The organism is Citrobacter sp. MNAZ 1397, assembly GCF_023613995.1.
In the GTDB taxonomy this organism is placed as follows: Bacteria; Pseudomonadota; Gammaproteobacteria; order Enterobacterales; family Enterobacteriaceae; genus Phytobacter; species Phytobacter ursingii.
The window spans coordinates 40,742-64,764 of sequence record NZ_JAKIVH010000005.1; the positions used below are offsets into that span (position 1 = coordinate 40,742).

24 protein-coding genes are annotated in these 24,023 nt (G+C 52.4%); 18 read left to right on the forward strand and 6 right to left on the reverse strand.

Annotated elements, in window-relative coordinates; translation table 11 throughout:
* The first annotated feature begins 45 nt into the window (after positions 1–45).
* Positions 46–1,476: a DNA cytosine methyltransferase gene (locus L2097_RS21775; RefSeq protein WP_250353658.1), complete on the forward strand. Its 1,431-nt coding sequence runs from the start codon at positions 46–48 to the stop codon at positions 1,474–1,476.
* Here L2097_RS21775 and L2097_RS21780 read toward each other — a convergent pair.
* Complete coding sequence (locus L2097_RS21780) at positions 1,451–2,350, reverse strand: LysR substrate-binding domain-containing protein (RefSeq protein WP_250353659.1); 900 nt, start codon at positions 2,348–2,350, stop codon at positions 1,451–1,453. The genes L2097_RS21775 and L2097_RS21780 overlap by 26 nt on opposite strands.
* Positions 2,351–2,449: 99 nt before the next feature.
* On the opposite strand from L2097_RS21780, the gene L2097_RS21785 reads away from it, so the two are divergent.
* Positions 2,450–3,055: a short chain dehydrogenase gene (locus L2097_RS21785; RefSeq protein ID WP_250353660.1), complete on the forward strand. Its 606-nt coding sequence runs from the start codon at positions 2,450–2,452 to the stop codon at positions 3,053–3,055.
* A 32-nt stretch (positions 3,056–3,087) separates the two neighbouring features.
* Here L2097_RS21785 and L2097_RS21790 read toward each other — a convergent pair whose 3' ends face one another.
* Both L2097_RS21790 and L2097_RS21795 read right to left on the reverse strand, forming a co-directional pair.
* Positions 3,088–3,936 (reverse strand): hypothetical protein, encoded by an 849-nt coding sequence (locus tag L2097_RS21790; RefSeq protein WP_085006811.1) that lies wholly within the window; start codon positions 3,934–3,936, stop codon positions 3,088–3,090.
* Between the two features lie 146 nt (positions 3,937–4,082).
* Complete coding sequence (locus L2097_RS21795) at positions 4,083–4,241, reverse strand: YqaE/Pmp3 family membrane protein (RefSeq protein ID WP_047369160.1); 159 nt, start codon at positions 4,239–4,241, stop codon at positions 4,083–4,085.
* A gap of 214 nt (positions 4,242–4,455) precedes the next feature.
* Here L2097_RS21795 and L2097_RS21800 point away from each other — a divergent pair, with 214 nt between their 5' ends.
* Together L2097_RS21800 and alaE are read left to right on the forward strand one after the other, a co-directional pair.
* Positions 4,456–4,635 (forward strand): GDFGVC terminal motif YodC-like protein, encoded by a 180-nt coding sequence (locus tag L2097_RS21800; protein WP_047369159.1) that lies wholly within the window; start codon positions 4,456–4,458, stop codon positions 4,633–4,635.
* Between the two features lie 473 nt (positions 4,636–5,108).
* Positions 5,109–5,555 carry an L-alanine exporter AlaE gene (gene alaE / locus L2097_RS21805; RefSeq protein WP_047369158.1) on the forward strand — a complete coding sequence of 149 codons (447 nt, stop codon included), beginning with the start codon at positions 5,109–5,111 and terminating at the stop codon, positions 5,553–5,555.
* Between the two features lie 32 nt (positions 5,556–5,587).
* Here alaE and L2097_RS21810 read toward each other — a convergent pair whose 3' ends face one another.
* The gene (locus tag L2097_RS21810) at positions 5,588–5,932 is read right to left on the reverse strand and encodes a DUF2002 family protein (protein WP_039077596.1); all 345 of its coding nucleotides are present in this window, start codon (positions 5,930–5,932) and stop codon (positions 5,588–5,590) included.
* A 163-nt stretch (positions 5,933–6,095) separates the two neighbouring features.
* Between L2097_RS21810 and L2097_RS21815 the strand changes: the two genes are divergently transcribed.
* The 14 genes from L2097_RS21815 (at position 6,096) to L2097_RS21885 (ending at position 21,779) form a co-directional block, all read left to right on the forward strand.
* Positions 6,096–6,422 (forward strand): DUF883 family protein, encoded by a 327-nt coding sequence (locus L2097_RS21815; protein WP_047369157.1) that lies wholly within the window; start codon positions 6,096–6,098, stop codon positions 6,420–6,422.
* Positions 6,423–6,673: 251 nt separating this feature from the next.
* Positions 6,674–6,919 (forward strand): glutaredoxin-like protein NrdH, encoded by a 246-nt coding sequence (nrdH, locus tag L2097_RS21820; protein ID WP_047369156.1) that lies wholly within the window; start codon positions 6,674–6,676, stop codon positions 6,917–6,919.
* Positions 6,916–7,326 (forward strand): class Ib ribonucleoside-diphosphate reductase assembly flavoprotein NrdI, encoded by a 411-nt coding sequence (gene nrdI / locus L2097_RS21825; RefSeq protein ID WP_047369155.1) that lies wholly within the window; start codon positions 6,916–6,918, stop codon positions 7,324–7,326. Before nrdH ends, nrdI begins: the two co-directional genes overlap by 4 nt.
* A complete protein-coding gene (nrdE, locus tag L2097_RS21830; RefSeq protein WP_250353661.1) occupies positions 7,299–9,443 on the forward strand; it encodes a class 1b ribonucleoside-diphosphate reductase subunit alpha in 2,145 nt (714 codons plus the stop codon). The genes nrdI and nrdE overlap by 28 nt, the downstream gene beginning before the upstream one ends.
* A gap of 10 nt (positions 9,444–9,453) precedes the next feature.
* On the forward strand, positions 9,454–10,416 hold the full coding sequence (nrdF, locus tag L2097_RS21835; protein WP_047369153.1) for a class 1b ribonucleoside-diphosphate reductase subunit beta: 963 nt from the start codon (positions 9,454–9,456) through the stop codon (positions 10,414–10,416).
* A gap of 414 nt (positions 10,417–10,830) precedes the next feature.
* Positions 10,831–12,033, forward strand: a complete 1,203-nt coding sequence (gene proV / locus L2097_RS21840) for a glycine betaine/L-proline ABC transporter ATP-binding protein ProV (protein ID WP_047369152.1) — start codon at positions 10,831–10,833, stop codon at positions 12,031–12,033.
* The gene (gene proW / locus L2097_RS21845) at positions 12,026–13,087 is read left to right on the forward strand and encodes a glycine betaine/L-proline ABC transporter permease ProW (protein WP_250353662.1); all 1,062 of its coding nucleotides are present in this window, start codon (positions 12,026–12,028) and stop codon (positions 13,085–13,087) included. The genes proV and proW overlap by 8 nt, the downstream gene beginning before the upstream one ends.
* Positions 13,088–13,284: 197 nt before the next feature.
* Complete coding sequence (gene proX, locus L2097_RS21850) at positions 13,285–14,280, forward strand: glycine betaine/L-proline ABC transporter substrate-binding protein ProX (protein ID WP_047369150.1); 996 nt, start codon at positions 13,285–13,287, stop codon at positions 14,278–14,280.
* Positions 14,281–14,545: 265 nt separating this feature from the next.
* Positions 14,546–15,730 carry an MFS transporter gene (locus L2097_RS21855; protein ID WP_250353700.1) on the forward strand — a complete coding sequence of 395 codons (1,185 nt, stop codon included), beginning with the start codon at positions 14,546–14,548 and terminating at the stop codon, positions 15,728–15,730.
* 546 nt (positions 15,731–16,276) lie between these two features.
* Positions 16,277–16,807 (forward strand): transcriptional repressor MprA, encoded by a 531-nt coding sequence (gene mprA, locus L2097_RS21865; RefSeq protein ID WP_047369148.1) that lies wholly within the window; start codon positions 16,277–16,279, stop codon positions 16,805–16,807.
* A 127-nt stretch (positions 16,808–16,934) separates the two neighbouring features.
* Entirely contained in the window at positions 16,935–18,107 is a 1,173-nt protein-coding gene (gene emrA, locus L2097_RS21870) for a multidrug efflux MFS transporter periplasmic adaptor subunit EmrA (RefSeq protein WP_047369147.1), read from the forward strand.
* 15 nt (positions 18,108–18,122) lie between these two features.
* On the forward strand, positions 18,123–19,661 hold the full coding sequence (gene emrB / locus L2097_RS21875) for a multidrug efflux MFS transporter permease subunit EmrB (RefSeq protein WP_047369146.1): 1,539 nt from the start codon (positions 18,123–18,125) through the stop codon (positions 19,659–19,661).
* Between the two features lie 298 nt (positions 19,662–19,959).
* Positions 19,960–20,667, forward strand: coding sequence for an RNA ligase family protein (locus L2097_RS21880; protein WP_142516107.1), 708 nt, complete (start codon positions 19,960–19,962; stop codon positions 20,665–20,667).
* Positions 20,664–21,779, forward strand: a complete 1,116-nt coding sequence (locus L2097_RS21885; protein WP_250353663.1) for an AAA family ATPase — start codon at positions 20,664–20,666, stop codon at positions 21,777–21,779. The genes L2097_RS21880 and L2097_RS21885 overlap by 4 nt, the downstream gene beginning before the upstream one ends.
* Positions 21,780–21,816: 37 nt before the next feature.
* Here the strand turns inward: L2097_RS21885 and L2097_RS21890 are convergent, their stop codons facing one another.
* Together L2097_RS21890 and L2097_RS21895 are read right to left on the reverse strand one after the other, a co-directional pair.
* A complete protein-coding gene (locus tag L2097_RS21890) occupies positions 21,817–23,484 on the reverse strand; it encodes an FKBP-type peptidyl-prolyl cis-trans isomerase N-terminal domain-containing protein (RefSeq protein WP_082137008.1) in 1,668 nt (555 codons plus the stop codon).
* On the reverse strand, positions 23,481–23,816 hold the full coding sequence (locus L2097_RS21895; RefSeq protein WP_223883576.1) for a YuaE family lipoprotein: 336 nt from the start codon (positions 23,814–23,816) through the stop codon (positions 23,481–23,483). Before L2097_RS21895 ends, L2097_RS21890 begins: the two co-directional genes overlap by 4 nt.
* Between the last annotated feature and the right edge of the window lie 207 nt (positions 23,817–24,023).

The window sequence follows — 24,023 nt, forward strand, 5'->3', positions numbered from 1 at the left end:
GTCAAATGAGTGATATATTTTCACGCATTAACCCAAGGAGACGTCATGTCGGAATTTGATTCAATCGCGCAGGAGCTTCAGCGCCAGGCCGAAGCAGAAGAGAAACGGCAACGGGAAGACGACAACGCATTGCTGGACCGGGTACTGGAAATCTACGGACAAAAGTATGTGGCGGAACAGTTACGCAAACTGGGTCAAAACGAATGGAGTCGTGAAAAATTAAACCGGCGGGTCAATGGGAAAGGCACCCCGACGCCCTTTACCGCCGTTGAGGAAGCTTTGCTGCGTAAAATGCTTCCCTCGCCGCCTGCGCACCATCCGCATTATCAATTCCGCTTTATCGACCTGTTCGCCGGTATTGGCGGCATCCGTAACGGTTTTGAAGCGATTGGCGGGCAGTGTGTATTTACCAGCGAATGGAACAAAAATGCGGTGCGTACGTATAAAGCCAACTGGTATAACGACGAACAGAGTCATCGTTTTAACCAGGATATTCGCGAAGTCACACTGAGCGGCAAACCGGATGTCACCGATGCGCAAGCCTACGCGCATATCGACGAACAGATCCCCGATCATGACGTCCTGCTGGCAGGTTTCCCGTGCCAGCCATTCAGCTTAGCCGGGGTGAGCAAAAAGAATGCCCTCGGTCGCGCCCACGGTTTTGAATGCGAAGCGCAGGGCACGCTCTTTTTCGATGTCGCGCGAATTATCAAAGCCAAGCGTCCGGCCATCTTTGTACTGGAAAATGTCAAAAACCTGAAAAGCCACGATCAGGGGAAAACTTTTACGGTGATCATGAATACCCTTGATGAGCTGGGGTACGACGTGGCCGACGCCGAAGCGACCGGTAAAGACGATCCGAAGATTGTGGATGGCAAACACTTTCTGCCTCAGCACCGTGAACGGATAGTACTGGTGGGTTTTCGTCGCGATTTACAGCTAAAGCAAGATTTTACCCTGCGTCATATTGACCGCTACTATCCGCATAGCAGGCCGACCTTTGGTGAGCTCCTTGAGCCCACCGTCGATGCGAAATATGTCCTGTCGCTCAAGCTGTGGGATTACCTTTTCCATTACGCGAAGAAACACGCAGCGAAAGGCAACGGTTTTGGATTTGGGCTGGTTGATCCCACCCATGCCGGCAGCGTGGCGCGAACCTTATCGGCCCGCTACCACAAAGATGGCTCAGAAATTCTGGTCGATCGCGGCTGGGATAAAGCACTGGGTGAAAGCAATTTTAGCGACGCCGTCAACCAGCAGCGTCGTCCGCGCAGGCTAACACCGCGCGAATGCGCGCGCCTGATGGGGTTTGAAAAGCCAGGCGAAAAGCCATTTCGTATTCCGGTATCGGACACTCAGGCGTATCGCCAGTTTGGTAACTCCGTGGTGGTGCCCGTCTTTGCTGCTGTCGCCCGGCTGCTTGAGCCTTATATCTTGCGGGCCGTTACCCTCAGGAAAGCTCGACCCACGCGTTAATATTTTCGAGTAAATGAGCAATATAGCGCGTGAGTTTAGGTAACGGGCGGCGCTGATGGCGATAAAGCAGCCACACCTGACGCGGCTGCGGCGCAAAGTCCGTTAACACGCGTACCAGTTTGCCGTTTGCCAGTTCATCGGTGAGTAAGATCTCCGGCTGGAGTAACAACCCCGCTCCCGCAACGGCGGCCAGGCGTAATGCCTGACCGTCATTACAGCGAAATACCGGGTCACGCCGCCAGGACATGTCACCGTCCGTTCCCGGTAGTTTCCATTCGTTATTCGCATTCCAGACCATGTGCGACAGGCAGCGATGATGCTGTAAATCATCCGGCGTATGTGGCTCACCGTGCCGCGCCAGATAGCCGGGCGAGGCACAAATGACCATGCGATAAAGGCAAAGTGGCTTTGCAACCACATCATCGTTGTGTAACCCGCCAATGCGGATCGCCAGATCGAAACCTTCCTCAACCAGATCAACCCGTCGGTTGCTCAGGTCCAGTTCGACGCGTACCTGTGGATACGCATTCAGAAAAGTGGCCGTCAGCGGAGCCACCACACAGGAGCCAAACGTGGTGGAGGCACTGACCCGCAACGTACCGGCGGGTGTATCACGCAGTCGTTCAATGGAGGTATCCGCCATGTGCACCTGCTCAAGTACCCGGCGCGCCTCTTCATAATAGACTCGCCCGGCGTCGGTCAGACTTTGCCGCCGGGTATTACGCTCCACCAGCCTTGTGCCAAGTTGCTCCTCCAGCGCACTAATGTATTTCCCCACCATCACCGCCGACAGGGTCAATTGGCCTGCCGCCTGGGTGAAACTGCCGCAATCCGCAACGGTAACGAACACTTCCATACTGCGCAACTTATCCATATTACTAACCCACACTTAGTAATCAATTAACGTTTAGCTCATTTATCTTATAAATAATTAGCGAAAGAATAGCCACTCCAGCAACCGAGGAGCATAACGATGAAAATTTTACTGATTGGCGCAAGTGGCACCGTAGGTCGGGCAGTTGAGTACGAACTGAGCCAGGGTGAGCATGAAATTATCCGCGCGGGGCGCACCAGCGGAGATGTCCATGTCGATATCACGTCCGATGAAAGCGTGGCAGCACTGTTTGAAAATGTGGGAAGGGTCGATGCCATCGTCGCCACTACCGGCAACCTCTTCTTTGGTCCGCTGGAGAAAATGACCACCCGGGATTTTGCGATTGGCCTGCAGGATAAATTACTCGGCCAGGTTCGTCTGACGCTGACGGGGCAACATTATCTACGGGATGGAGGCTCGATTACGCTCACCAGCGGTATTGTCGGCCAGGAGCCCATCGCACAAGGGGTGAATGCCACTACGGTTAACGCGGCGCTGGAAGGTTTTGTGAAAGCCACGGCATGCGAACTGATACGCGGACAGCGTATAAATGTGGTCAGCCCAACCATGCTGAGCGAATCGCAAGAAGCCTACGGCCCGTTCTTTCCGGGATTTGAGAGCGTGCCGGCCGCACGGGTGGCACTGGCTTATCGCCGCAGCATTGAAGGCGTGCAGACAGGGCGCGTCTATACCGTGGGATATTAATCGCCCCTCATCCGTCAATGAGGGACGGTGGATTAGACATCCGTTTTCAGGTCCGCGACAAAACTCTGCCACTGTTCATGTAGTGCGCTGATATGGCCTTTCTCGATTTCAAGGATGTACGGCAACGAACGGTTTTGCTCAACCCAGTTATTAATTGATGAAAACCAGGCCTCACTGTCTGTCGTGCTGGCGGTGAGGCTCAGCATTTCGTTGCGGATCTTCTGAGAAGGATGCGTGCCTTCCGTCAGTTGCGCGATGGCATCCTGATGATGCTGAGCCTGGTCGCGATCCCCAAGGCTTTCTGACAATCTGTTCGCCTGTGTGAGGACCACTTTGGTCATCTGATCGGCCTGTGACGACTTCTCACCAATAAACCGGGCAACAAATGCGCTGGCCTCATTCTGATAATCCGTCGTCACATACTTCTGCACCACCAGATTCAATTTGGCCTGGGTTAAGGCCAGATCCATCGCATTGGTGGTGTAATCCCCACTTTGGGTTGGGGAGCTCAGGGCTTTATGCAGTGCGTCAGCCATCTCATCGGCGCTAACCGTGGCGTTCTGGAAAAAGGCCTGAAAACTGACCGCGTCATTGGCGGTGGCGGGATCGGTATAGAAATCACTAGCAAGACTCGGCCCCGTTGGCATACGCGCTATCGCCTGATTACGCAGGTTGAGTACCTCACGGGCGCTCGCGTCCCTCTCCTCCTGAGTCGGCGGCGTTGAATTATCCCTCGCTTGCGCCATCGCTTCCGGCGACAGGCTAACCTCAAAGGAATCCACAGGATCAACGTTTTTTCCCGTCATGGCATGTATCGTTTCCTGGCGGGTAGCAGGCATAGCCCTCAAACTGGCCATCGAACTGACATCCTTAATGCTCATCTCTTCTCCTTAGAATTAATGCCAAACGTATTTTTTATCGTCTCAACGGCGAAGAACTTTACGGATTTGCACAAAAAACAGGAGGAAATACTGATTTAACAATGAGTTATGAAAACATAAGGGCGAATGACCTCGCCCTTCGCCTGTTAGTCACGTAACTGGACCCAGAAAGCGTGAATCAAACCGGGGAAATAGCCAAGCAGCGTCAGAATAACATTGAGAATAAAAGCCCAGCCAAAGCCTTTGCCAATGAGTACGCCCAGCGGGGGAAGAATAATTGTAAAAATAATACGCCAAAAACCCATAACTACTCCATTGCGATACACATGCAGGTGATTGTAAAAAAAGCATTTAATTTTAAAGGTTAGTCTTTTTATATGGCGCCGCCAGCGATGCCTTGTGCTTTTACCCTCTTTTACGCAAAACAACATTTCATCAATAGCAACCATAATCAGGCCCAACTGTACCTTGTGGGCAGTTCGCGCTAAGGTTTAATGACAAGGAATTAAGGAGGACAATATGATTAGTGTTGGTGATGTTGTGCAGCCGCGTATCGGCGGGCCGAAGCTAAAAGTCATTGAAGTGCATGAGGACCAAATTGTCGCCGTACCGGTGCACAATGACGCGGCAGAAAAAATTACGCTCAAAACGGCTGACGTCTCTCTTTATAAAGAAGAGGGCGATTTCGGCGTCTGCTAACCCCCTTTTTGCGGTGAGCCCCTCACCGCAACTTACTCTCTATTCCCAGCCTCCATCACCTTTCTTTATGCAAAGAATCCGCATAGTTACCCAGTCAGATAAACAGCATTTAACACTGGCAAAAGCGTTTGTTTAGCATAAAAAATGCTACTACTTGAATTGCGAACACAGCGAAAGGATTGTTTGCTGAAAGTGGTTATTGCCACGATGCGTGGTTTTGTGAATAACTTCACAAGTCAGCCATAAGCTAATGATATTAAATACTTTTATTTTCCACCCCAACAAAAATAATGAAATGCGCAAAAAACAGACAAAAGCAGAGCGATTTATCCAGAAAAACAAAATAAATAAAAATTATTAGCTAGTTGTTAGTTTATATCCAGACAGATAATCTAGCACCATCAAATGAACTACCGCAAACTGCTAGTTACCGTCCGGTATCAGCTTATTTTATCTTTTCAAGGAGCAGTACCATGTTCTCTTCGCAGTCCCGCCTGCGTCATGCCGTGGCAGACACCTTTGCAATGGTTGTCTATTGTTCGGTAGTGAACATGCTCATTGAAATATTCCTCTCTGGAATGACCTTCGAGCAGTCACTTTCATCACGTCTGGTTGCTATTCCGGTCAACATTATTATTGCCTGGCCTTATGGTCTGTATCGTGATGCGATCATGCGTTATGCCCGCCGTATTAGCCCGAAAAGCGGGATGCGGACACTGGCCGATGTTGTAGCCTATGTCACCTTCCAGTCACCGGTATATGTCGCTATTTTGCTGACTGTCGGCGCCGACTGGCATCAAATTGTCGCAGCGGTGAGCTCAAATGCGGTACTGTCAATGCTGATGGGCGCGCTGTATGGCTACTTCCTGGATTACTGCCGCCGTCTGTTTGGTGTGAGCTTTCAGCAGGCGAAAGCCTGAGGGTAGAGTGACAGGCCTGTGCCTGTCACTGTTTATTGAAACTCGCCGAACAGGCCCGATAAAAAACGCTCAAGCGCCAGTCGGGAACTGAAACCATGGGGAATACCGTAATGTTCCTGCGCGTCCCCGCCTAAATATAACGGGAAGTTTTGATAGTGATCGCACGTCTTGATTTCCGAGGCAGGTTCCGCAAGGGACAGACTTCGTTCTTTTAGCGTGGGGTGAATGATGAGCGCCGTACGTCCCATTCGCGCCTCTCGATTAACATACACGTAATTATCCCCACGGCGATAACCATAGGTCTTCGGTGTAGCGACATCCATTTTAAATCCCACTTTCTCAAGAACGCGTGCCACCTCATCGGGTCGTAAATACATATTTTTTCCTCGTCATCTTTTTACTGCATCGCAACCTTACATTACTCAGCATTAGCAACGCTTTCAGAAAAGTCCATAAACGAGGGCAAATGCCGTTTCGGTGATTAGCTGCACAAAATTATGGTCTAAACTGAAATTCACATCGAAAACAAAGGAGGATCCGATGTTTAACAGACCTAATCGCAGTGATGTAGATGATGGCGTTCAGGATATCCAGAATGATGTTCACAAACTGGCTGATAGCCTGGAAGATGTGCTGAAGTCTCTGGGTAGCGATGCAAAAGACGAAGCGGATACCGCGCGTCGTAAAGCGCAGGCGCTGTTAAGAGAGACCAGGGCACGTCTGCATGGTCGGACACCTACACATCAGGCAGCCCGTGACGCGGTAAGCTGTGCAAGTTCCTATGTTAAAGAGAATCCGGTCTATGCACTGGGAGCCGTCGCCGCCGTCGGGATTTTCCTGGGCGCGCTGATTTGTAACCGCCGTTAATCCCGTTTACTCTCCCCTCCTCAACCCCGGACGTGATGCACGTGCGGGGTTTTTTATTGCAGCAGGCATGTTTTACGCATACACCACGCCCTCCTCGTTGCGCTCATCAACCCGGAAAAACTTATCTTAATTTCCTATATGTTGTGTGGTTGAAAGTTTTATTAACTACATCTAGTATTCCTGTTAGCAACAAACACACGACTGACGCGAATCTTCGCGCCGTTTTCTTATTTTAAATGGAAACACGAATCATGCGCATTACTATTTACACTCGAAATGACTGTGTACAGTGCCACGCCACAAAACGGGCGATGGAGAGCCGTGGCCTTGAATTCGAAATGGTGAACGTCGATCTGGTACCGGAGGCTGCGGATGAACTGCGCGCAATGGGTTTTCGTCAGTTACCGGTCGTGGTTGCAGGTGAAACGCGGTGGTCTGGTTTCCGCCCGGATATGATTAACCGTCTGCATACCGCGCCGCGTGTGGCCAGCGCGTGAGCATCCTCGTCTACTTCTCCAGCAGCTCGGAAAACACGCAGCGGTTTATCGAGAGGCTGGGGATGCCAGCGGTGCGTATTCCACTCAATGAGCGTGAGCGCATCCAGGTAGACGCCCCCTATATCCTTGTCGTTCCCAGTTATGGCGGCGGCGGTACGGCAGGTGCCGTACCGCGTCAGGTTATACGCTTTTTAAACGATCAGCATAACCGGGCCCTGATTCGCGGTGTGATTGCTTCCGGCAATCGCAATTTTGGCGAGGCCTACGGGCGAGCGGGCGATGTGGTCTCGCAGAAATGCGACGTGCCGTTTCTCTATCGTTTTGAGCTGATGGGAACCCAACAGGACATTGAAAACGTGCGTAAAGGAGTGAGCGAATTTTGGCAACGACAACCGCAGAGCGCGTGATGCAAACCGCACCGGATTACCATGCGCTGAACGCCATGCTGAATCTGTACGATAAAGCGGGCCGCATTCAGTTCGATAAAGATCACCAGGCGGTAGATGCCTTCTACACGGGTCACGTATTGCCCAATACCGTCACGTTCACCAGCGAGGATGAACGTCTGAATTATCTGGTACAGGAAGGCTATTACGATGAAAGCGTGCTGGCACGTTATGATCGCGCTTTCGTGGTCGACCTTTTTGCTCGCGCACATGCCAGTGGTTTCCGTTTCCAGACGTTCCTCGGTGCGTGGAAGTTCTACACCAGCTATACGCTGAAAACCTTCGACGGCAAGCGTTATCTCGAACACTTTGAAGACCGGGTGTGCATGGTGGCGCTAACCCTTGCACAGGGTGATAAAGCCCTGGCGCAGCAACTCACCGATGAGATCCTTACAGGGCGTTTCCAGCCCGCGACGCCCACCTTCCTCAACTGCGGCAAGAAACAGCGAGGCGAACTGGTCTCCTGCTTCCTTCTGCGTATTGAAGACAATATGGAGTCGATAGGTCGCGCGGTGAACTCAGCGCTGCAGTTGTCCAAACGCGGCGGCGGCGTCGCTTTTTTGCTCTCTAATCTGCGTGAAGCCGGCGCGCCGATTAAGCGCATTGAGAACCAGTCGTCAGGCGTCATTCCGGTGATGAAGATGCTCGAAGACGCCTTCTCTTACGCCAACCAGCTCGGTGCGCGTCAGGGTGCCGGTGCCGTTTACCTCAACGCGCACCACCCGGATATTCTGCGTTTCCTCGACACCAAACGGGAGAACGCCGACGAAAAAATCCGTATTAAAACGCTCTCACTGGGCGTAGTGATCCCGGATATCACTTTCCGTCTGGCGAAAGAGAATGCCGAGATGGCGCTGTTCTCGCCCTATGACGTGGAACGCCTCTACGGCAAACCCTTCGGTGATATTGCAGTAAGCGAAATGTACGACCAGTTGGTTGCTGACGATCGCGTACGCAAGAAATACATTAATGCCCGCGATTTCTTCCAGACACTGGCCGAAATCCAGTTCGAATCGGGCTACCCGTACATCATGTTTGAAGATACGGTGAACCGCGCCAATCCGATTGCCGGGCGTATCAATATGAGCAACCTGTGCTCCGAAATTTTGCAGGTCAACAGCCCATCCAGGCTGGGTGAGAATCTGGATTACGTGGATATTGGTCATGATATCTCCTGTAATCTCGGTTCGCTGAATATCGCTCATACCATGGATTCGCCTGATTTTGGCCGCACGGTGGAAACGGCGGTGCGTAGCCTGAGCGCAGTCTCCAGTATGAGTCATATCCGCTCGGTTCCCTCAGTAGAAGCCGGAAATGCGGCATCACATGCCATTGGCCTGGGGCAGATGAACCTGCACGGCTACCTGGCGCGTGAAGGCATTGCCTACGGCAGCGAAGAGGGACTGGATTTCACCAACTTTTATTTCTACACCATCACCTGGCATGCGCTGAACACCTCAATGATGATGTCCCGTGAACGCAACCAGCGTTTTGCCGGGTTTGAACAGTCACGCTATGCCAGTGGGGAGTATTTCCAGCCGTATCTGGAAAAGGACTGGCAGCCGAAAACAGAGAAAGTCCGTGCGCTCTTTGCCCGAAGCGGCATCACCATCCCTGATCGCAATATGTGGGAGCAGTTGCGTGAGAACGTGATGCGCCACGGTATTTACAACCAGAACCTGCAGGCGGTGCCGCCTACCGGGTCCATCTCCTACATCAATCACGCCACCTCGAGTATTCACCCGATCGTGTCGAAAATTGAAATTCGCAAGGAAGGCAAAACCGGGCGCGTTTACTACCCGGCCCCGTTTATGACCAACGAAAACCTCGCGTTGTACCAGGATGCCTATGAAATCGGGCCGGAGAAGATTATCGACACGTATGCCGAAGCCACAAAGCATGTGGATCAGGGGCTGTCGTTGACGCTGTTCTTCCCGGATACCGCCACCACGCGCGATATCAACAAAGCACAAATTTATGCGTGGAAAAAAGGCATCAAGACCCTGTACTACATCCGCCTGCGCCAGCTGGCGCTGGAAGGTACTGAAATCGAGGGCTGCGTGTCCTGCGCGCTGTAAGGAGAAAAGGATGAAACCACTATCACGGGTGAGCGCAGTTAACTGGAATAAAATTCAGGATGATAAAGATCTTGAGGTCTGGAACCGCCTTACCAGTAACTTCTGGCTTCCGGAAAAGGTACCGCTATCGAACGATATCCCTGCCTGGCAAACGTTGAGCCACGCGGAGCAGCAGCTGACGATCCGTGTTTTTACCGGGTTGACGTTGCTTGATACCATCCAGAATACCGTGGGCGCGCCGACATTAATGGCCGATGCCCTGACGCCACATGAAGAGGCGGTCTTGTCGAATATCAGCTTTATGGAAGCCGTGCATGCGCGCTCTTACAGCTCGATTTTCTCCACGCTATGTCAGACAAAAGATGTGGATGCTGCCTATGCCTGGAGTGAAGAAAACACGGCACTACAGCGTAAAGCTCAGCTGATTCTGGAGTATTACCGTGCCGATGATCCCTTGAAGAAGAAAATTGCCAGCGTGTTCCTGGAGTCATTTCTGTTCTATTCAGGCTTCTGGCTGCCGATGTACTGGTCCAGTCGCGGCAAGCTGACCAACACGGCGGATCTGATTCGTCTGATCATTCGCGACGAGGCGGTCCATGGCTATTACATTGGATATAAATATCAGAAAGGGCTGGAAACCGTCAGCCCTGAACAGCGTGAAGAACTCAAGAATTTCGCGCTGGATCTGATGATGGATCTCTACGAGAACGAAGTGACCTATACCGAAGATTTATACGCCAATTCCGGCTGGGCGGAGGATGTTAAAGCCTTCCTCTGTTACAACGCCAACAAGGCGCTGATGAATCTTGGCTATGAGCCCTTATTCCCGGCGGACATGGCGGAAGTCAATCCGGCGATTCTGGCGGCGCTCTCGCCTGGAGCCGACGAAAATCACGACTTCTTTTCGGGTTCCGGCTCGTCTTATGTAATGGGCAAAGCAGTGGAAACCGAGGACGAGGACTGGGATTTTTAATGTTCCAGTAAGCTGAAATATCCCCGGTGGCGCTGCGCTTACCGGGGCTACGGTTTTGTAGCCCGGATAAGGCGTTTACGCCGCTATCCGGGACTGGTACCTGGCAAATATAATTCCCCCATCCTCTCTGCGAATATTCACCCTTATTTCCGGCGTCATTCTTCCGTCATATTCTGCTGAAACAACGTGTGCAATATCAAAATTCAACGCCAAAACGAGAAAAATCTCATAAAAATTCAGTCACCGCTCAGCCCTTATCTCATGGGAAATTCAGGCGATTTCGCACTTGTCAAATTCCACGAATACGGGAATGGAGGGTTGTCACAGAATCTCAGTATGTTAGGGTATACGCGGTCAATTATTCGCATCAGGTAACATATCGACATAAATAAATAACAGGAACCGTTCTATTGCATGGCAATTAAATTAGAAGTTAAAAACCTTTACAAAGTATTTGGTGAGCATCCACAGCGAGCTTTCAAATATATTGAAAAAGGACTTTCGAAAGAACAAATTCTGGAAAAAACAGGGCTATCGCTTGGCGTCAAAGACGCCAGTCTGGCCATTGAAGAAGGCGAGATATTTGTCATCATGGGATTATCCGGTTCGGGTAAGTCCACAATGGTACGCCTTCTCAATCGCCTGATTGAACCCACCCGCGGGCAGGTACTGATTGATGGCGTGGATATCGCCAAAATATCTGATGCTGAACTCCGTGAGGTGCGCAGGAAAAAGATTGCGATGGTCTTCCAGTCATTCGCCCTGATGCCGCATTTGACAGTGTTAAACAACACTGCGTTTGGCATGGAGTTAGCGGGTGTCAGCGCCAGCGAACGTCAGGAAAAAGCATTAGACGCATTGCGTCAGGTCGGGCTGGAAAATTATGCCCATGCTTATCCTGATGAACTCTCTGGCGGTATGCGCCAGCGTGTGGGTCTGGCCCGCGCATTAGCCATCAATCCCGATATTCTATTAATGGATGAAGCCTTCTCAGCGCTCGATCCATTAATTCGTACCGAGATGCAGGATGAGCTGGTGAAATTACAGTCGCGCCATCAACGCACCGTGGTATTTATTTCCCACGATCTGGATGAAGCAATGCGTATTGGCGATCGGATTGCTATTATGCAAAACGGCGAAGTCGTTCAGGTCGGAACACCGGATGAAATATTAAATAATCCGGCAAATGATTATGTGCGAACCTTCTTCCGTGGCGTGGATATTAGCCAAGTATTTAGCGCAAAAGATATTGCCCGTCGCACACCAGTTGGCCTTATCCGCAGAACGCCAGGTTTTGGCCCACGCTCAGCACTGAAAATGTTGCAGGATGAAGACCGTGAGTACGGTTATGTCATTGAACGCGGAAATAAATTTGTCGGCATTGTCTCCATCGATTCTCTGAAAACGGCGCTGAGCCAGAACCAGGGTATCGATGCGGCGTTAATCGATTCCCCGCTTGCCGTAGAAGCGGAAACGCCGCTCAGCGAATTGCTCTCTCATGTTGGCCAGGCGCCCTGCGCGGTACCCGTGGTCGGTGAAGAACAACAGTACGTCGGCATCATCTCCAAACGGATGCTGCTACAGGCTTTAGATCGCGAGGGGGCAAACAATGGCTGATCAAAATAACCCGTGGGAGAGCGCACCGGCAACCGACAGCGCGGCACAATCGACTGACGCATGGGGATCATCCCCCACACCGACGGACGGCAGCGGAGCCGACTGGCTCGCCAACGCCCCGGCGCCTGCACCAGAGCATTTCAATATTATGGATCCGTTCCATAAGACGCTGATCCCGCTGGACAGCTGGGTCACGCAGGGGATCGACTGGGTCGTCACCCACTTCCGTCCGGTGTTCCAGGGCATCCGCGTACCGGTAGATTACATTTTAAGCGCCTTTCAGCAATTACTGCTGGGCATGCCAGCGCCGGTGGCGATCATCGTCTTTTCATTGATCGCCTGGCAAATCAGCAGTGCCGGAATGGGCATCGCAGCGCTGGTGTCACTGATTTTAATTGGCGCAATCGGCGCCTGGTCGCAGGCGATGGTCACGCTGGCACTGGTACTGACCGCCCTGCTGTTTTGCATCATTATCGGCTTACCGCTTGGTATCTGGCTGGCGCGCAGCGAACGTGCGGCGAAGATAATCCGTCCCCTGCTCGATGCCATGCAGACAACGCCTGCGTTTGTCTATCTGGTGCCAATTGTCATGCTGTTTGGTATCGGCAACGTACCGGGTGTGGTAGTGACCATTATCTTTGCCCTTCCTCCGGTGGTGCGGTTGACGATCCTGGGTATTAACCAGGTGCCGGAAGATTTGATTGAAGCATCACGTTCATTTGGCGCCAGTCCGCGTCAGATGCTGTTCAAAGTACAGTTACCACTGGCCATGCCCACCATTATGGCGGGGATCAACCAGACGCTTATGCTTGCCCTCTCCATGGTAGTGATCGCATCGATGATCGCCGTCGGCGGGCTTGGCCAGATGGTACTTCGCGGTATTGGCCGTCTCGATATGGGACTGGCAACCGTCGGTGGCGTGGGGATTGTTATCCTCGCCATCATCCTCGACCGCCTGACGCAGGCGATGGGTCGCGATGCCCGCAGCCGGGGTAATCGTCGCTGGTACAGCACCGGCCCGCTTGGGTTAATTACTCGCCCGTTCATTAAGTAACGATGTAGCCGCCCGGAAACACAGACTTTCCGGGCGAGCTAACGCTCACACTTTTGCCCACAATCATTCACGTTGCAGGAAAGCGATGCTGCAGTGAACCTCCAGGAACTTACAGAAGTCGGTGACCGGGGTGAACGAGAACGTCAATACATCTGCGACGTGAAGTATGAAGGGCGTCAAATTAAGGAATAACAACGATGCGACAGAACATCATTCTCGCCACAGCGTTTGCCACCCTTGTCTCCACCAGCGCATTCGCGGCCGATCTGCCAGGCAAGGGCATCACCGTGCAGCCGTTTCAGAGCACCATCTCCGAAGAAGCGTTCCAGACCTTATTAGTCAGCCGCGGGCTGGAAAAACTCGGCTATACCGTCAATAAACCGAGTGAAGTGGACTACAACGTCGGCTACACCTCTATGGCCGCAGGGGATGTCACCTTTACCGCCGTGAACTGGCAGCCACTGCACGACGATATGTATGCGGCGGCAGGCGGGGATAAAAAGTTCTACCGTGAAGGGACATTTGTGACCGGTGCGGCGCAGGGTTATCTGATCGATAAGAAAACCGCCGAGCAGTACAAAATCAAAAGCATCGACCAGCTTAAAGATCCCAAAATCGCCAGACTGTTTGATACCAACGGTGACGGCAAAGCAGACCTGACTGGCTGTACGCCGGGCTGGGGCTGTGAAGCGGTGATCAACCACCAGATTGACGCCTTTGGGCTGAGCAATACCGTGGTGCATAACCAGGGCAATTATGCGGCGATGATGGCCGATACCATCACTCGCTTCAAAGAAGGCAAACCCGTGCTCTATTACACCTGGACGCCGTACTGGGTCAGTGATGTGCTGAAACCGGGGAAAGATGTGGTCTGGCTGCAGGTGCCCTTCTCTTCTCTGCCGGGCGAGCAGAAAAATATCGACACCAAACTGCCTAACGGCATGAACTACGGTTTCCCGGTGAACACCATGCACATTGTCGCCAATAAAGCCTGGGCCGAGAAAAACCCGGCGGCAGCGAAACTGTTCTCCGTGATGAAGTTGCCGATTGCCGATATTAATGCGCAGAATGCGATGATGCATGCCGGTCACGCTTCCGAAGCAGATATTCAGGGGCATGTTGATGGCTGGATCAAAGCCCACCAGCAGCAGTTTGACGGCTGGGTGAAAGAGGCGCTGGCCGCACAGAAGTAAATAAAGAAAGTGGTTTTTTAATCGCCGTTTACCCGGCATCCTGGTTTCGCCATAGCCCCGGTCATACAGAAGTGTTACCGGGGACACTTCCCGGATACGGCGCAAGCGCCTTATCCGGTCTACCTCTCCCTCAGGATGAATGCATCAGAGCGCATCACACCCACCTGACCGCACTAACCGACACGCGATCCCTCCCCTCTTTTTATCTTCATTCGTTATTATTGGTATCCACGAAAATAATCAGTTAATGAATCATTCCAGCAAAATGAACAAACACCATCATGGGCTTAGCCCGGCGCTGATAGCGCTTATGTCCATCGCCACTGGTCTTTCCGTCGCCAGCAACTATTACGCGCAGCCGCTGCTCGATGCGATAGCTCGCGCCTTCTCACTCTCCCCCGATCAGGCTGGCTTTATTGTCACCGCAGCCCAACTCGGCTATGCCGCAGGCTTGTTGTTCCTGGTGCCCCTGGGCGATATGTTTGAGCGCAGGCGGCTCATCGTCTGTATGACCCTGCTGGCTGCGGGGGGAATGTTGATCACGGCCAGCAGTTCCACGCTGGGGATGATGGTTCTTGGCACCGCGCTGACAGGGCTTTTCTCGGTAGTGGCGCAAATCCTCGTCCCGCTGGCCGCTACCCTTGCCGCACCGGAAAAACGTGGCAAGGTCATCGGCACGATTATGAGTGGCTTGTTGCTGGGTATTCTGCTGGCGCGAACCGTTGCCGGCTTGCTGGCAAGCCTTGGCGGCTGGCGCACGGTCTACTGGGTAGCCAGCGTGCTGATGGTCATCATGGCAATTGCGTTGTGGCGTGGTCTGCCAAAGGTCAAACAGGACACTCACCTGAATTACCCGCAGCTTCTGGGGTCGATCTTCTCACTGTTTGCTAAAGAGAAGGTGCTGCGCACCCGCGCCCTGCTGGGCTGCCTCTCCTTCGCCAACTTTAGCATCCTCTGGACTTCCATGGCCTTCCTGCTTGCGTCCCCCCCCTTTAACTTCTCAGAAGGGGTGATAGGCCTGTTTGGGCTGGTGGGAGCCGCAGGTGCACTGGGCGCGCGTCCTTTTGGCAGCCTGGCGGACAAAGGCAAAGCTCATCTGACAACCACCGTCTCGCTGGGGTTGCTGCTTCTCTCCTGGCTGGCTATCGCCTGGGGACAAAATTCGGTACTGGCGCTGATCGTCGGGATTCTGCTCCTGGACTTGACCGTCCAGGGTGTACACATTACTAACCAGACCGTCATTTATCGCCTCAAACCGGAAGCCCGTAACCGTCTGACTGCCGGTTATATGACCAGTTATTTTGTCGGTGGCGCGGCCGGATCGCTTATCTCAGCATCAGCATGGCAGCACGCAGGCTGGACCGGGGTAAGTATTGCAGGCGCCAGTTTCGCTGCCCTTAACCTGTTGGTCTGGTGGCGAGGCTATCAAAACCCGCAAAAAGCAGAATAAAATCACGCCCACGTTACGTCGAAACACCAAAAAACCGGGGTGTTAAGGTGCCCCTGAGTCTGATATGGTTATGCGACTTATTTATCCCGGTGATTTTAACGTGGGTGATATTTAACACATACTATGGATAGTTCAGATACGACAACCGACCCTTTCCCCGTTGCACCTGCAACATTTCGGAAAGGGATCAAAGACCGTCTTCCTGACGTACTGAGTTACGTTCCTGTGGCATTCCCATTCGACCTGCATGCCACAGAGCCAGGTTTTTCACCATCCGGCAAGTTCTTCTCCCGCATCACTCTGTTCTTCATCCCTGCCGCGCCCCTTACGGGCTGCGTTAACGTTTTATTTATCTCTCCGGGGCTGCGTTTCTGGAAAACGTACAGCCTGAGTATTGCGGGATTATTGCGCGCGCTCGCTTACGGAATCGTCTGGAAATTACTGACAGTCCCATCACTAAAGCAAATTTATTAGAGAAAATAATACATTTACTTTATTTGTCACTGTCGTTACTATATCGACTGCAATTAATGAGGTTATGCCCAAATGGATAGTTCGTTTACGCCCATTGAACAAATGCTTAAATTCCGCGCCAGCCGCTATGAAGATTTCCCGTTCCAGGAAATTCTGCTCACCCGCCTGTGTATGCACATGCAGGGTAAGCTGCTGGAAAATCGCAATAAAATGCTGAAAGCTCAAGGGATTAACGAAACATTATTTATGGCGTTAATCACCCTGGAGTCTCAGGAAAATCACAGTATTCAGCCATCCGAACTGAGCAGCGCGCTGGGCTCTTCTCGCACCAATGCGACCCGTATCGCCGATGAGCTGGAAAAACGCGGCTGGATTGAACGCCGTGAAAGCGACAATGACCGTCGCTGCCTGCATCTGCAGTTGACCGATAAAGGGCATGAATTCCTGCGTCAGGTTCTGCCACCGCAGCACAACTGTCTGCACCAACTCTGGTCTTCGCTGACAACCGCTGAAAAAGACCAACTCGAGCACATCACACGCAAGTTGCTCACTCGCCTGGATCAAATGGACGAAGACGGCACCATCCTTGAGGCGCTGCGCTAACGCTGAGATCCGCTCGAACATCCAGATTGAATAAGAATTCCGTCAGGCCGGCACGTCACACTGCTGGCCTTTCTGACAAAACAGGTCGGCCTTGCCGATATGAAATAATAAGATCGTGGAGAAAAGCATGAGCGCAAATGCGGAGAGTCAAACCCCGCAGCAACCGGTCAAAAAGAAAGGCAAACGCAAAGGCGCCCTTCTGCTGTTGACCTTGCTCTTTATTGTTATTGCCGTGGCATATGGGATTTATTGGTTTTTAGTACTGCGTCATTTTGAGGAAACCGATGACGCCTACGTGGCAGGGAACCAGGTTCAAATCATGGCGCAGGTATCCGGCAGCGTGACAAAAGTCTGGGCTGACAATACCGACTACGTCAAACAAGGGGATGTGCTGGTGACCCTCGATGCCACCGATGCCCAACAAGCATTCGAAAAAGCACAGACCGCGCTGGCCTCAAGCGTTCGCCAGACCCGCCAGTTGATGATCAACGGCAAACAACTACAGGCAAGTATCGAATTACAACGTACCGCTCTGGCTCAGGCGCAAACGGATTTAAATCGCCGAGTGCCGCTGGGTAATGCTAATTTGATTGGTCGCGAAGAGCTGCAACATGCCCGTGACGCCGTCGCCACTGCGCAGGCGCAGTTGGATGTTGCTATTCAGCAATATAACGCCAACCAGGCGATGATTCTGGATACCCGTCTGGAAGATCAACCCGCGGTAAAACAGGCCGCCGCTGAACTGCGTAACGCCTGGCTCGCGCTGCAACGAACCAAAATTGTCAGCCCGATCACCGGTTATGTTTCTCGCCGTGCCGTCCAGCCTGGCGCGCAAATAAGCCCGACGACATCACTGATGGCCGTGGTTCCGGCGACCGGTTTGTGGGTGGACGCAAACTTCAAAGAAACCCAGCTTGCGCATATGCGTATCGGCCAGACTGCGACTGTCGTCAGCGATCTTTACGGTGACGAAGTGAAATACACAGGCAAAGTGGTGGGTCTGGATATGGGTACAGGCAGCGCCTTCTCACTGCTTCCGGCACAAAATGCCACCGGTAACTGGATCAAGGTGGTTCAGCGTCTGCCGGTACGTATAGAACTCGATGCAAAGCAGTTGAGCGATCACCCGCTGCGTATCGGCCTCTCCACGTTGGTAAATGTTGATACCACCAACCGTGACGGCCAGGTACTGTCAAGCCAGGTTCGCACCAGCCCGGCGTATGAGAGCAGCGCACGTGAGCTTGACCTGCAACCGGTCAACACCCTGATTGAAAATATCGTGAAGGCCAACGCGGGTTAATCCGAGGTACGCGTAATGCAACAGAGAAAACCGCTGGAAGGGGCGCAACTGGTCATTATGACTATTGCGCTATCGCTGGCGACCTTCATGCAGGTGCTGGACTCCACCATCGCTAACGTCGCGATCCCCACGATTGCCGGTAACCTTGGCTCCTCCCTGAGCCAGGGGACCTGGGTTATCACCTCTTTCGGGGTAGCAAACGCCATCTCGATTCCGATAACCGGCTGGCTGGCGAAACGGGTGGGCGAGGTCAAACTGTTCCTCTGGTCCACCGTTGCTTTTGCTATCGCCTCCTGGGCGTGCGGTGTTTCCAGTAGCCTCAGCATGCTGATCTTCTTCCGCGTCATTCAGGGGATTGTCGCCGGGCCGTTGATTCCACTCTCACAGAGCCTGTTGCTGAGTAACTACCCGCCCGCTAAACGTTCGATTGCGCTGGCGTTGTGGTCAATGACGGTGATCGTCGCCCCCATTTGCGGCCCGATCCTCGGCGGTTATATCAGTGATAACTACCACTGGGGTTGGATCTTCTTTATCAACGTCCCTATCGGTGCCCTGGTGGTGCTGCTAACCCTGCAATCGCTGCGTGGTCGTGAAACGCGTACCGAACAACGCCGCATCGACGGTGTGGGGCTGGCGTTATTAATCGTGGGTATCGGTAGCCTGCAGGTGATGCTCGACCAGGGGAAAGAGCTGGACTGGTTCAATTCCCGCGAAATCATCATCCTGACGATTGTCGCCGTGGTATCGATAAGCTTTCTGGTGGTGTGGGAGTTGACGGATGAGAATCCGATAGTCGACCTGTCGCTCTTTAAGTCGCGAAACTTTACCATCGGTTGTTTATGTATCAGTCTCGCCTATATGCTCTATTTCGGCGCGATCGTGCTGCTGCCGCAACTGTTGCAGGAGGTTTATGGCTACACCGCAACATGGGCGGGACTGGCCTCTGCGCCAGTTGGGGTAATCCCGGTTCTTTTATCGCCGATCATTGGTCGTTTTGCTCATAAGCTCGATATGCGCAGGCTGGTCACATTCAGCTTTATTATGTACGCCGTCTGCTTCTACTGGCGCGCATATACGTTTGAGCCGGGAATGGATTTTGGCGCTTCCGCATGGCCGCAATTTATTCAGGGCTTCGCCGTGGCTTGCTTCTTTATGCCGCTGACGACGATTACGCTGTCCGGCCTGCCGCCAGAGCGCCTGGCTGCGGCGTCGAGCCTGTCGAACTTTACCCGAACGCTGGCGGGCTCCATCGGCACATCGATCACCACCACCATGTGGACTAACCGGGAATCGATGCACCACGCGCAACTGACCGAATCTGTCACCCCCTACAACCCGAACGCGCAGGAGATGTATAACCAGCTGCAGGGGTTAGGGATGTCACAACAGCAGGCATCCGGCTGGATAGCTCAGCAAATCACCAATCAGGGGCTGATTATATCCGCCAATGAGATTTTCTGGATGTCGGCCGGGGTATTTCTGGTCTTGCTGGGCCTGGTGTGGTTTGCCAGACCGCCATTTGGCGCGGGCGGCGGAGGCGGCGGCGCGCACTAAGCGCCGTCTGTTCTGACAGCCAAAATGGCCTGCCTGATTAGGGATCTTCGGATCCCTTTCTTATCCCCCTACGCGCAGGTGGTTGTTTTATCATCATAACGCGTGTATCTTTATGCCCGCCCCGAAATCTTCCATTCACCCTAACCGGTTCTGAGCAACGCGCTCAGGTTGTTTATCCCTCTGACGTCGTCCACCCCTTTTGCGGGTGATTTTTATCCTCACATTTTTAACCCACTCAACCTGGCATTCGCACGCCGCGCGGGCGAACAATAATTACACAAAAAAATAATGGATTATCATGAATTCACAACGAAAATACGGGAGAACCTGGCACTATCCTTTCTCCCCTGGCACCACCAGCGATGACCGCATCAATGCCAGTTACTGGCGAGATATGCAGTCGATCGCGTCGCTGATCCATACGGAAAAGCTGGACGGTGAGAATAACTGCCTGAACCGCTACGGCGTTTTTGCGCGCTCTCACGCCACGCCTACCCAGTCCGCATGGACGCATAAAATTCGCCAGCGCTGGCAATTGCTGAAAAACGATCTCGGCGATCTCGAACTCTTTGGCGAGAACCTTTACGCGGTTCACTCCATCGAATATCACGCCCTCGAACAGGACTTTTTTCTGTTCGCCGTCCGCTGTCAGGACATGTGGCTCAGTTGGGAAGAGGTCAAATTTTATGCCGCACTCTTTGATTTTCCCTGCGTACCAGAGATGAATGGCCCGCAGCCCGGAAACGATGAAAAGGCCTGGCAGCGTGAGTTTCTGGCGCTAACAACCGGCAGTGGCGCATTTGCGCCCTGGGATACCCAGACTGGCAAACCCTGTACGCTTGAAGGCGTGGTCAGCCGTAACAGTGAGGAATTTCCAGTTGATGAATTTGCGCATAATGTCTTCAAGTTTGTACGCAAAAATCATGTGAAAACCACCGAGCACTGGAAACGCAACTGGCAGCGCGCCCGTATGGCGTATGAGTTTGCAGCAGGAGGCACACGATGATCTGGCAACTAAGCGAAGACAAACGCTGGCCTACTCTGCGTCAGCGCTTTAACTGGGTGGAGGAGATGCATCAGGTTCCGCAGGATCCCTTTCACCATGCGGAAGGCAATGTCGGTATCCACACCGAAATGCTCCTTAATGCATTGACGAAAATGGACGCATACCAGCAACTCCCCCACCAGCAGCAGGAAATCGTGTGGGCCGCGGCGCTACTGCACGATGTCGAAAAGCGCAGTACCACGCATCAGGACGATGAGGGGCGTATCCACTCACCAGGCCATGCTCGCAAAGGTGAACTCACTGCACGGCACATTTTGTGGCGAGATATCCCGACGCCCTTTGCCCTGCGCGAACAGATTGCGGCACTCGTGCGTCTGCACGGCCTCCCCTTATGGCTGCTGGAACGCCCGTCGCCTGAGCGCTTACTGCTGAGTGCTGCGATGCGAATTGACACTCGCCTGCTGGCATTACTGGCGCGTGCCGATATGGAAGGACGTCATTGCGAGGACAAACAGGAGATGATCGACCGCATTGCTTTGTTTGAACTCTTTTGTCAGGAGCAGCACTGCTGGGGGCAAGCGCGCCCCTTTGTATCCGATATTGCTCGCTGGCACTACCTGACGCATGAGAACAGTCCGGCAGATTTTATCCCCTGGGACACCGGGCGTTTCGAAGTGACGTTGCTTAGTGCGCTGCCGGGTATGGGAAAAGATCGCTATATCAGCGAACATTGCCAGGGGATGGCCGTCATCAGCCTGGATGATATTCGCAGGCAACTGGGCGTAAGTCCCGCCGATCGCACGGCAACCGGGCAAGTCGTTCAACAGGCGAAAGAGGAAGCCCGCGTGTTACTGCGGCAAAAAATCCCCTTCGTGTGGAATGCCACGAACATCAGCCGACAACTCCGAACTCAGCTTATCAGCCTGTTCACGGCTTATGGGGCGAAGGTAAAAATCGTTTATCTGGAAGTGCCCTGGCCACAATGGAAAGCGCAAAATGCCAGTCGGCAGCATGCCGTACCGGAAGAGGTGATTCTGCGCATGGCATCAAGGCTGGAAGTTCCTCAGCCCGATGAAGCACATTGCGTTGAATATCGGATAGTAGATGCCTGACCTGTAAGCGCCTCCAGTCAGGAGGCGCTTTTTTGGGTTATTTCACAATACCAAGAATTTCCATGGTTATCTCCGAGGCCACCCCTGGCGGCACGGTGCCGGGTATCCCCTGCTCACCATAGGCAAGTTCAATGGGAACAGTGATCCTGACCTTTCCACCGCTGCCGACGCGCAGCACGCCTTGCTGCATTACTTCCGGAAGCTTGCTTACCCTACCCACTCGGATCTCCCCGCCAGACATTTTCTTTCCGGTACTGATTTTTTCATCAAGTCGGAAACGAATCGTATCGTTTACCGTTAACAGTGGTGTTTTGCCTTTTTTGACAACGAGATAAACCACACCATTTGGGGCCTGCTCAGCCCCTTTGGCTTTGGCAGCGCGTTCAACAAACTGGATGCTCTGTTTTTTATTGCGCTCCCGCTCACGCCCTTGCACTTCGGCTACCTGCTGATCAAAGCGGGTAAGGATGCGGCCAACGTCTTCTTCGCTCAGTTGCATTGTATTGGCGAGTTTATCTTTAAACCCCTGCTGGAAGGCCAGAGGCAAGAATTTGTGCCCTGCGTACTCCAGCGCCTTGAATTCGTGTGGAACTTTTACAGCATAATACGCACCGTAGGCGTAGTTTATTTTTGACTCTTCAGACTTGTGTGTTTTCAGCGAATAGGCAGACTGCTTTGCTTTAACCAGTTCAGGGGCAGCGGCATCATGCTCCTTTTGTAACGTGGACAGACTGGCCAGAGCCTGCTTTTTCTCTTCGTCGGCTTTTTTGGTCTGTTGCTCAAGCTCGCCAAGACGCGCGAGCTGCTCTGCAATCTTGTTGTTCGCACTATTCAGTTGTTCCAGCTGTTCGCTGTTTTGTTTACTGCAGTGCGCAAGTTGCGTGGTGAGTGCTTTCTCACTCCCGACCTGCGTAGCCAGTTGTTGTTCCAGCAGCGTTTTCTGACTGGCGGCCTCATTCAGACTCTGCTCGAGCGCGACGGTGCGTGCGGTATTCGCCTGCGCCGCTTTCTCAAGTGTTGCGATATTCTCACTTAGCACTGTGGTTTTCTGATTCGCCGCCGCCAGTTGGGTGCGCAGTTTTTCGGCTTCCGCCCGTTGCGTCGCCACTGTTTTATCACTGTCAGGCTGTTTCGCCAGTTGTTGTTCCAGCAGCGCTTTCTGGCTGACGGCCTCATTGGCAGCCAACTGCAAGCGGGTCATTTGCGTCTGTAATTCTTCTGCCCGCGCAGTCAGTACGCCAACCTGTTTTTCATAGCGACGCGCATTTTCAGCCAGCTGTTTCTCGCTGGCCAACAGTTGCAGGTGCAATTGTTTATTTTCATCTCTGAATGCTTCGGCCTGTTGCGTCGCAACGTCTGGTTGCCGATTTTTGAGTGCCTCATTCTGCTTACGAAGCGCCTGAAGTTCATGCTGTAAGGTACGAAGTTTACGTTTAAGCTGACTGAGTTCTGTTTGTTGCAGAGCACTCTTTTTGACTACAACGGTGCTTTTTGCCTGCGTGACAGGTTCAGGGCGCGTCAACAGGGGAACGGCAGGTATAACGCTGCCTGATTTATCGTCAGCATCGTTAAATAAAATATTCGGTTCGGGAGCCAACAGCCCTTCTCGTTGTAGTCGTTCAATTAATAACGTTGAGTCAGCTTCAGTTATGCCTGAGAATACCGCCCCCAATATCATTACGACAACAGATAATAAGTTTCTCATAATTTATTCAATTCATTTGCACGTTTTGACATATTGGCAAATACGGCGCTGCGTACACGAGCGCAAACAACATCGACTTTATCATTAAGCTCAAGCTTAATGATTTCCGCAGAATTACCCTCTATAAAGCTCTGATTCTTTTTATATATTGCGTAGTTATTATTGATAACACTGAACTGGTGCTGAAACTTTTTAAAGGATGCGTTATCAAGTGATTTTAACGCCGTAAACATTTGATAACACTGCGTCTCTTTCTGTTTTCCCAATGTCAAAGGCAAGGGTTCCGGTGTTTTTGTTCCTGAGCACCCGACCAGCAGCAGTGAGAGTGTCATTATTAGTCCAACGTGCGATGACCGCATAATAGCCTCATACCTGAGCTTAACATTCCCTGTGAATGCATCCGCAATATGAATACATTCATTCCCGATTAATTACCAACCCCAAAATAATAAAAACAAAAACTACCACGAGAGAAAAGAAATAACAATACAAAGAGATGAAGCAGTTGATTAGCCAATAGAGCATCATCAAACAAATCA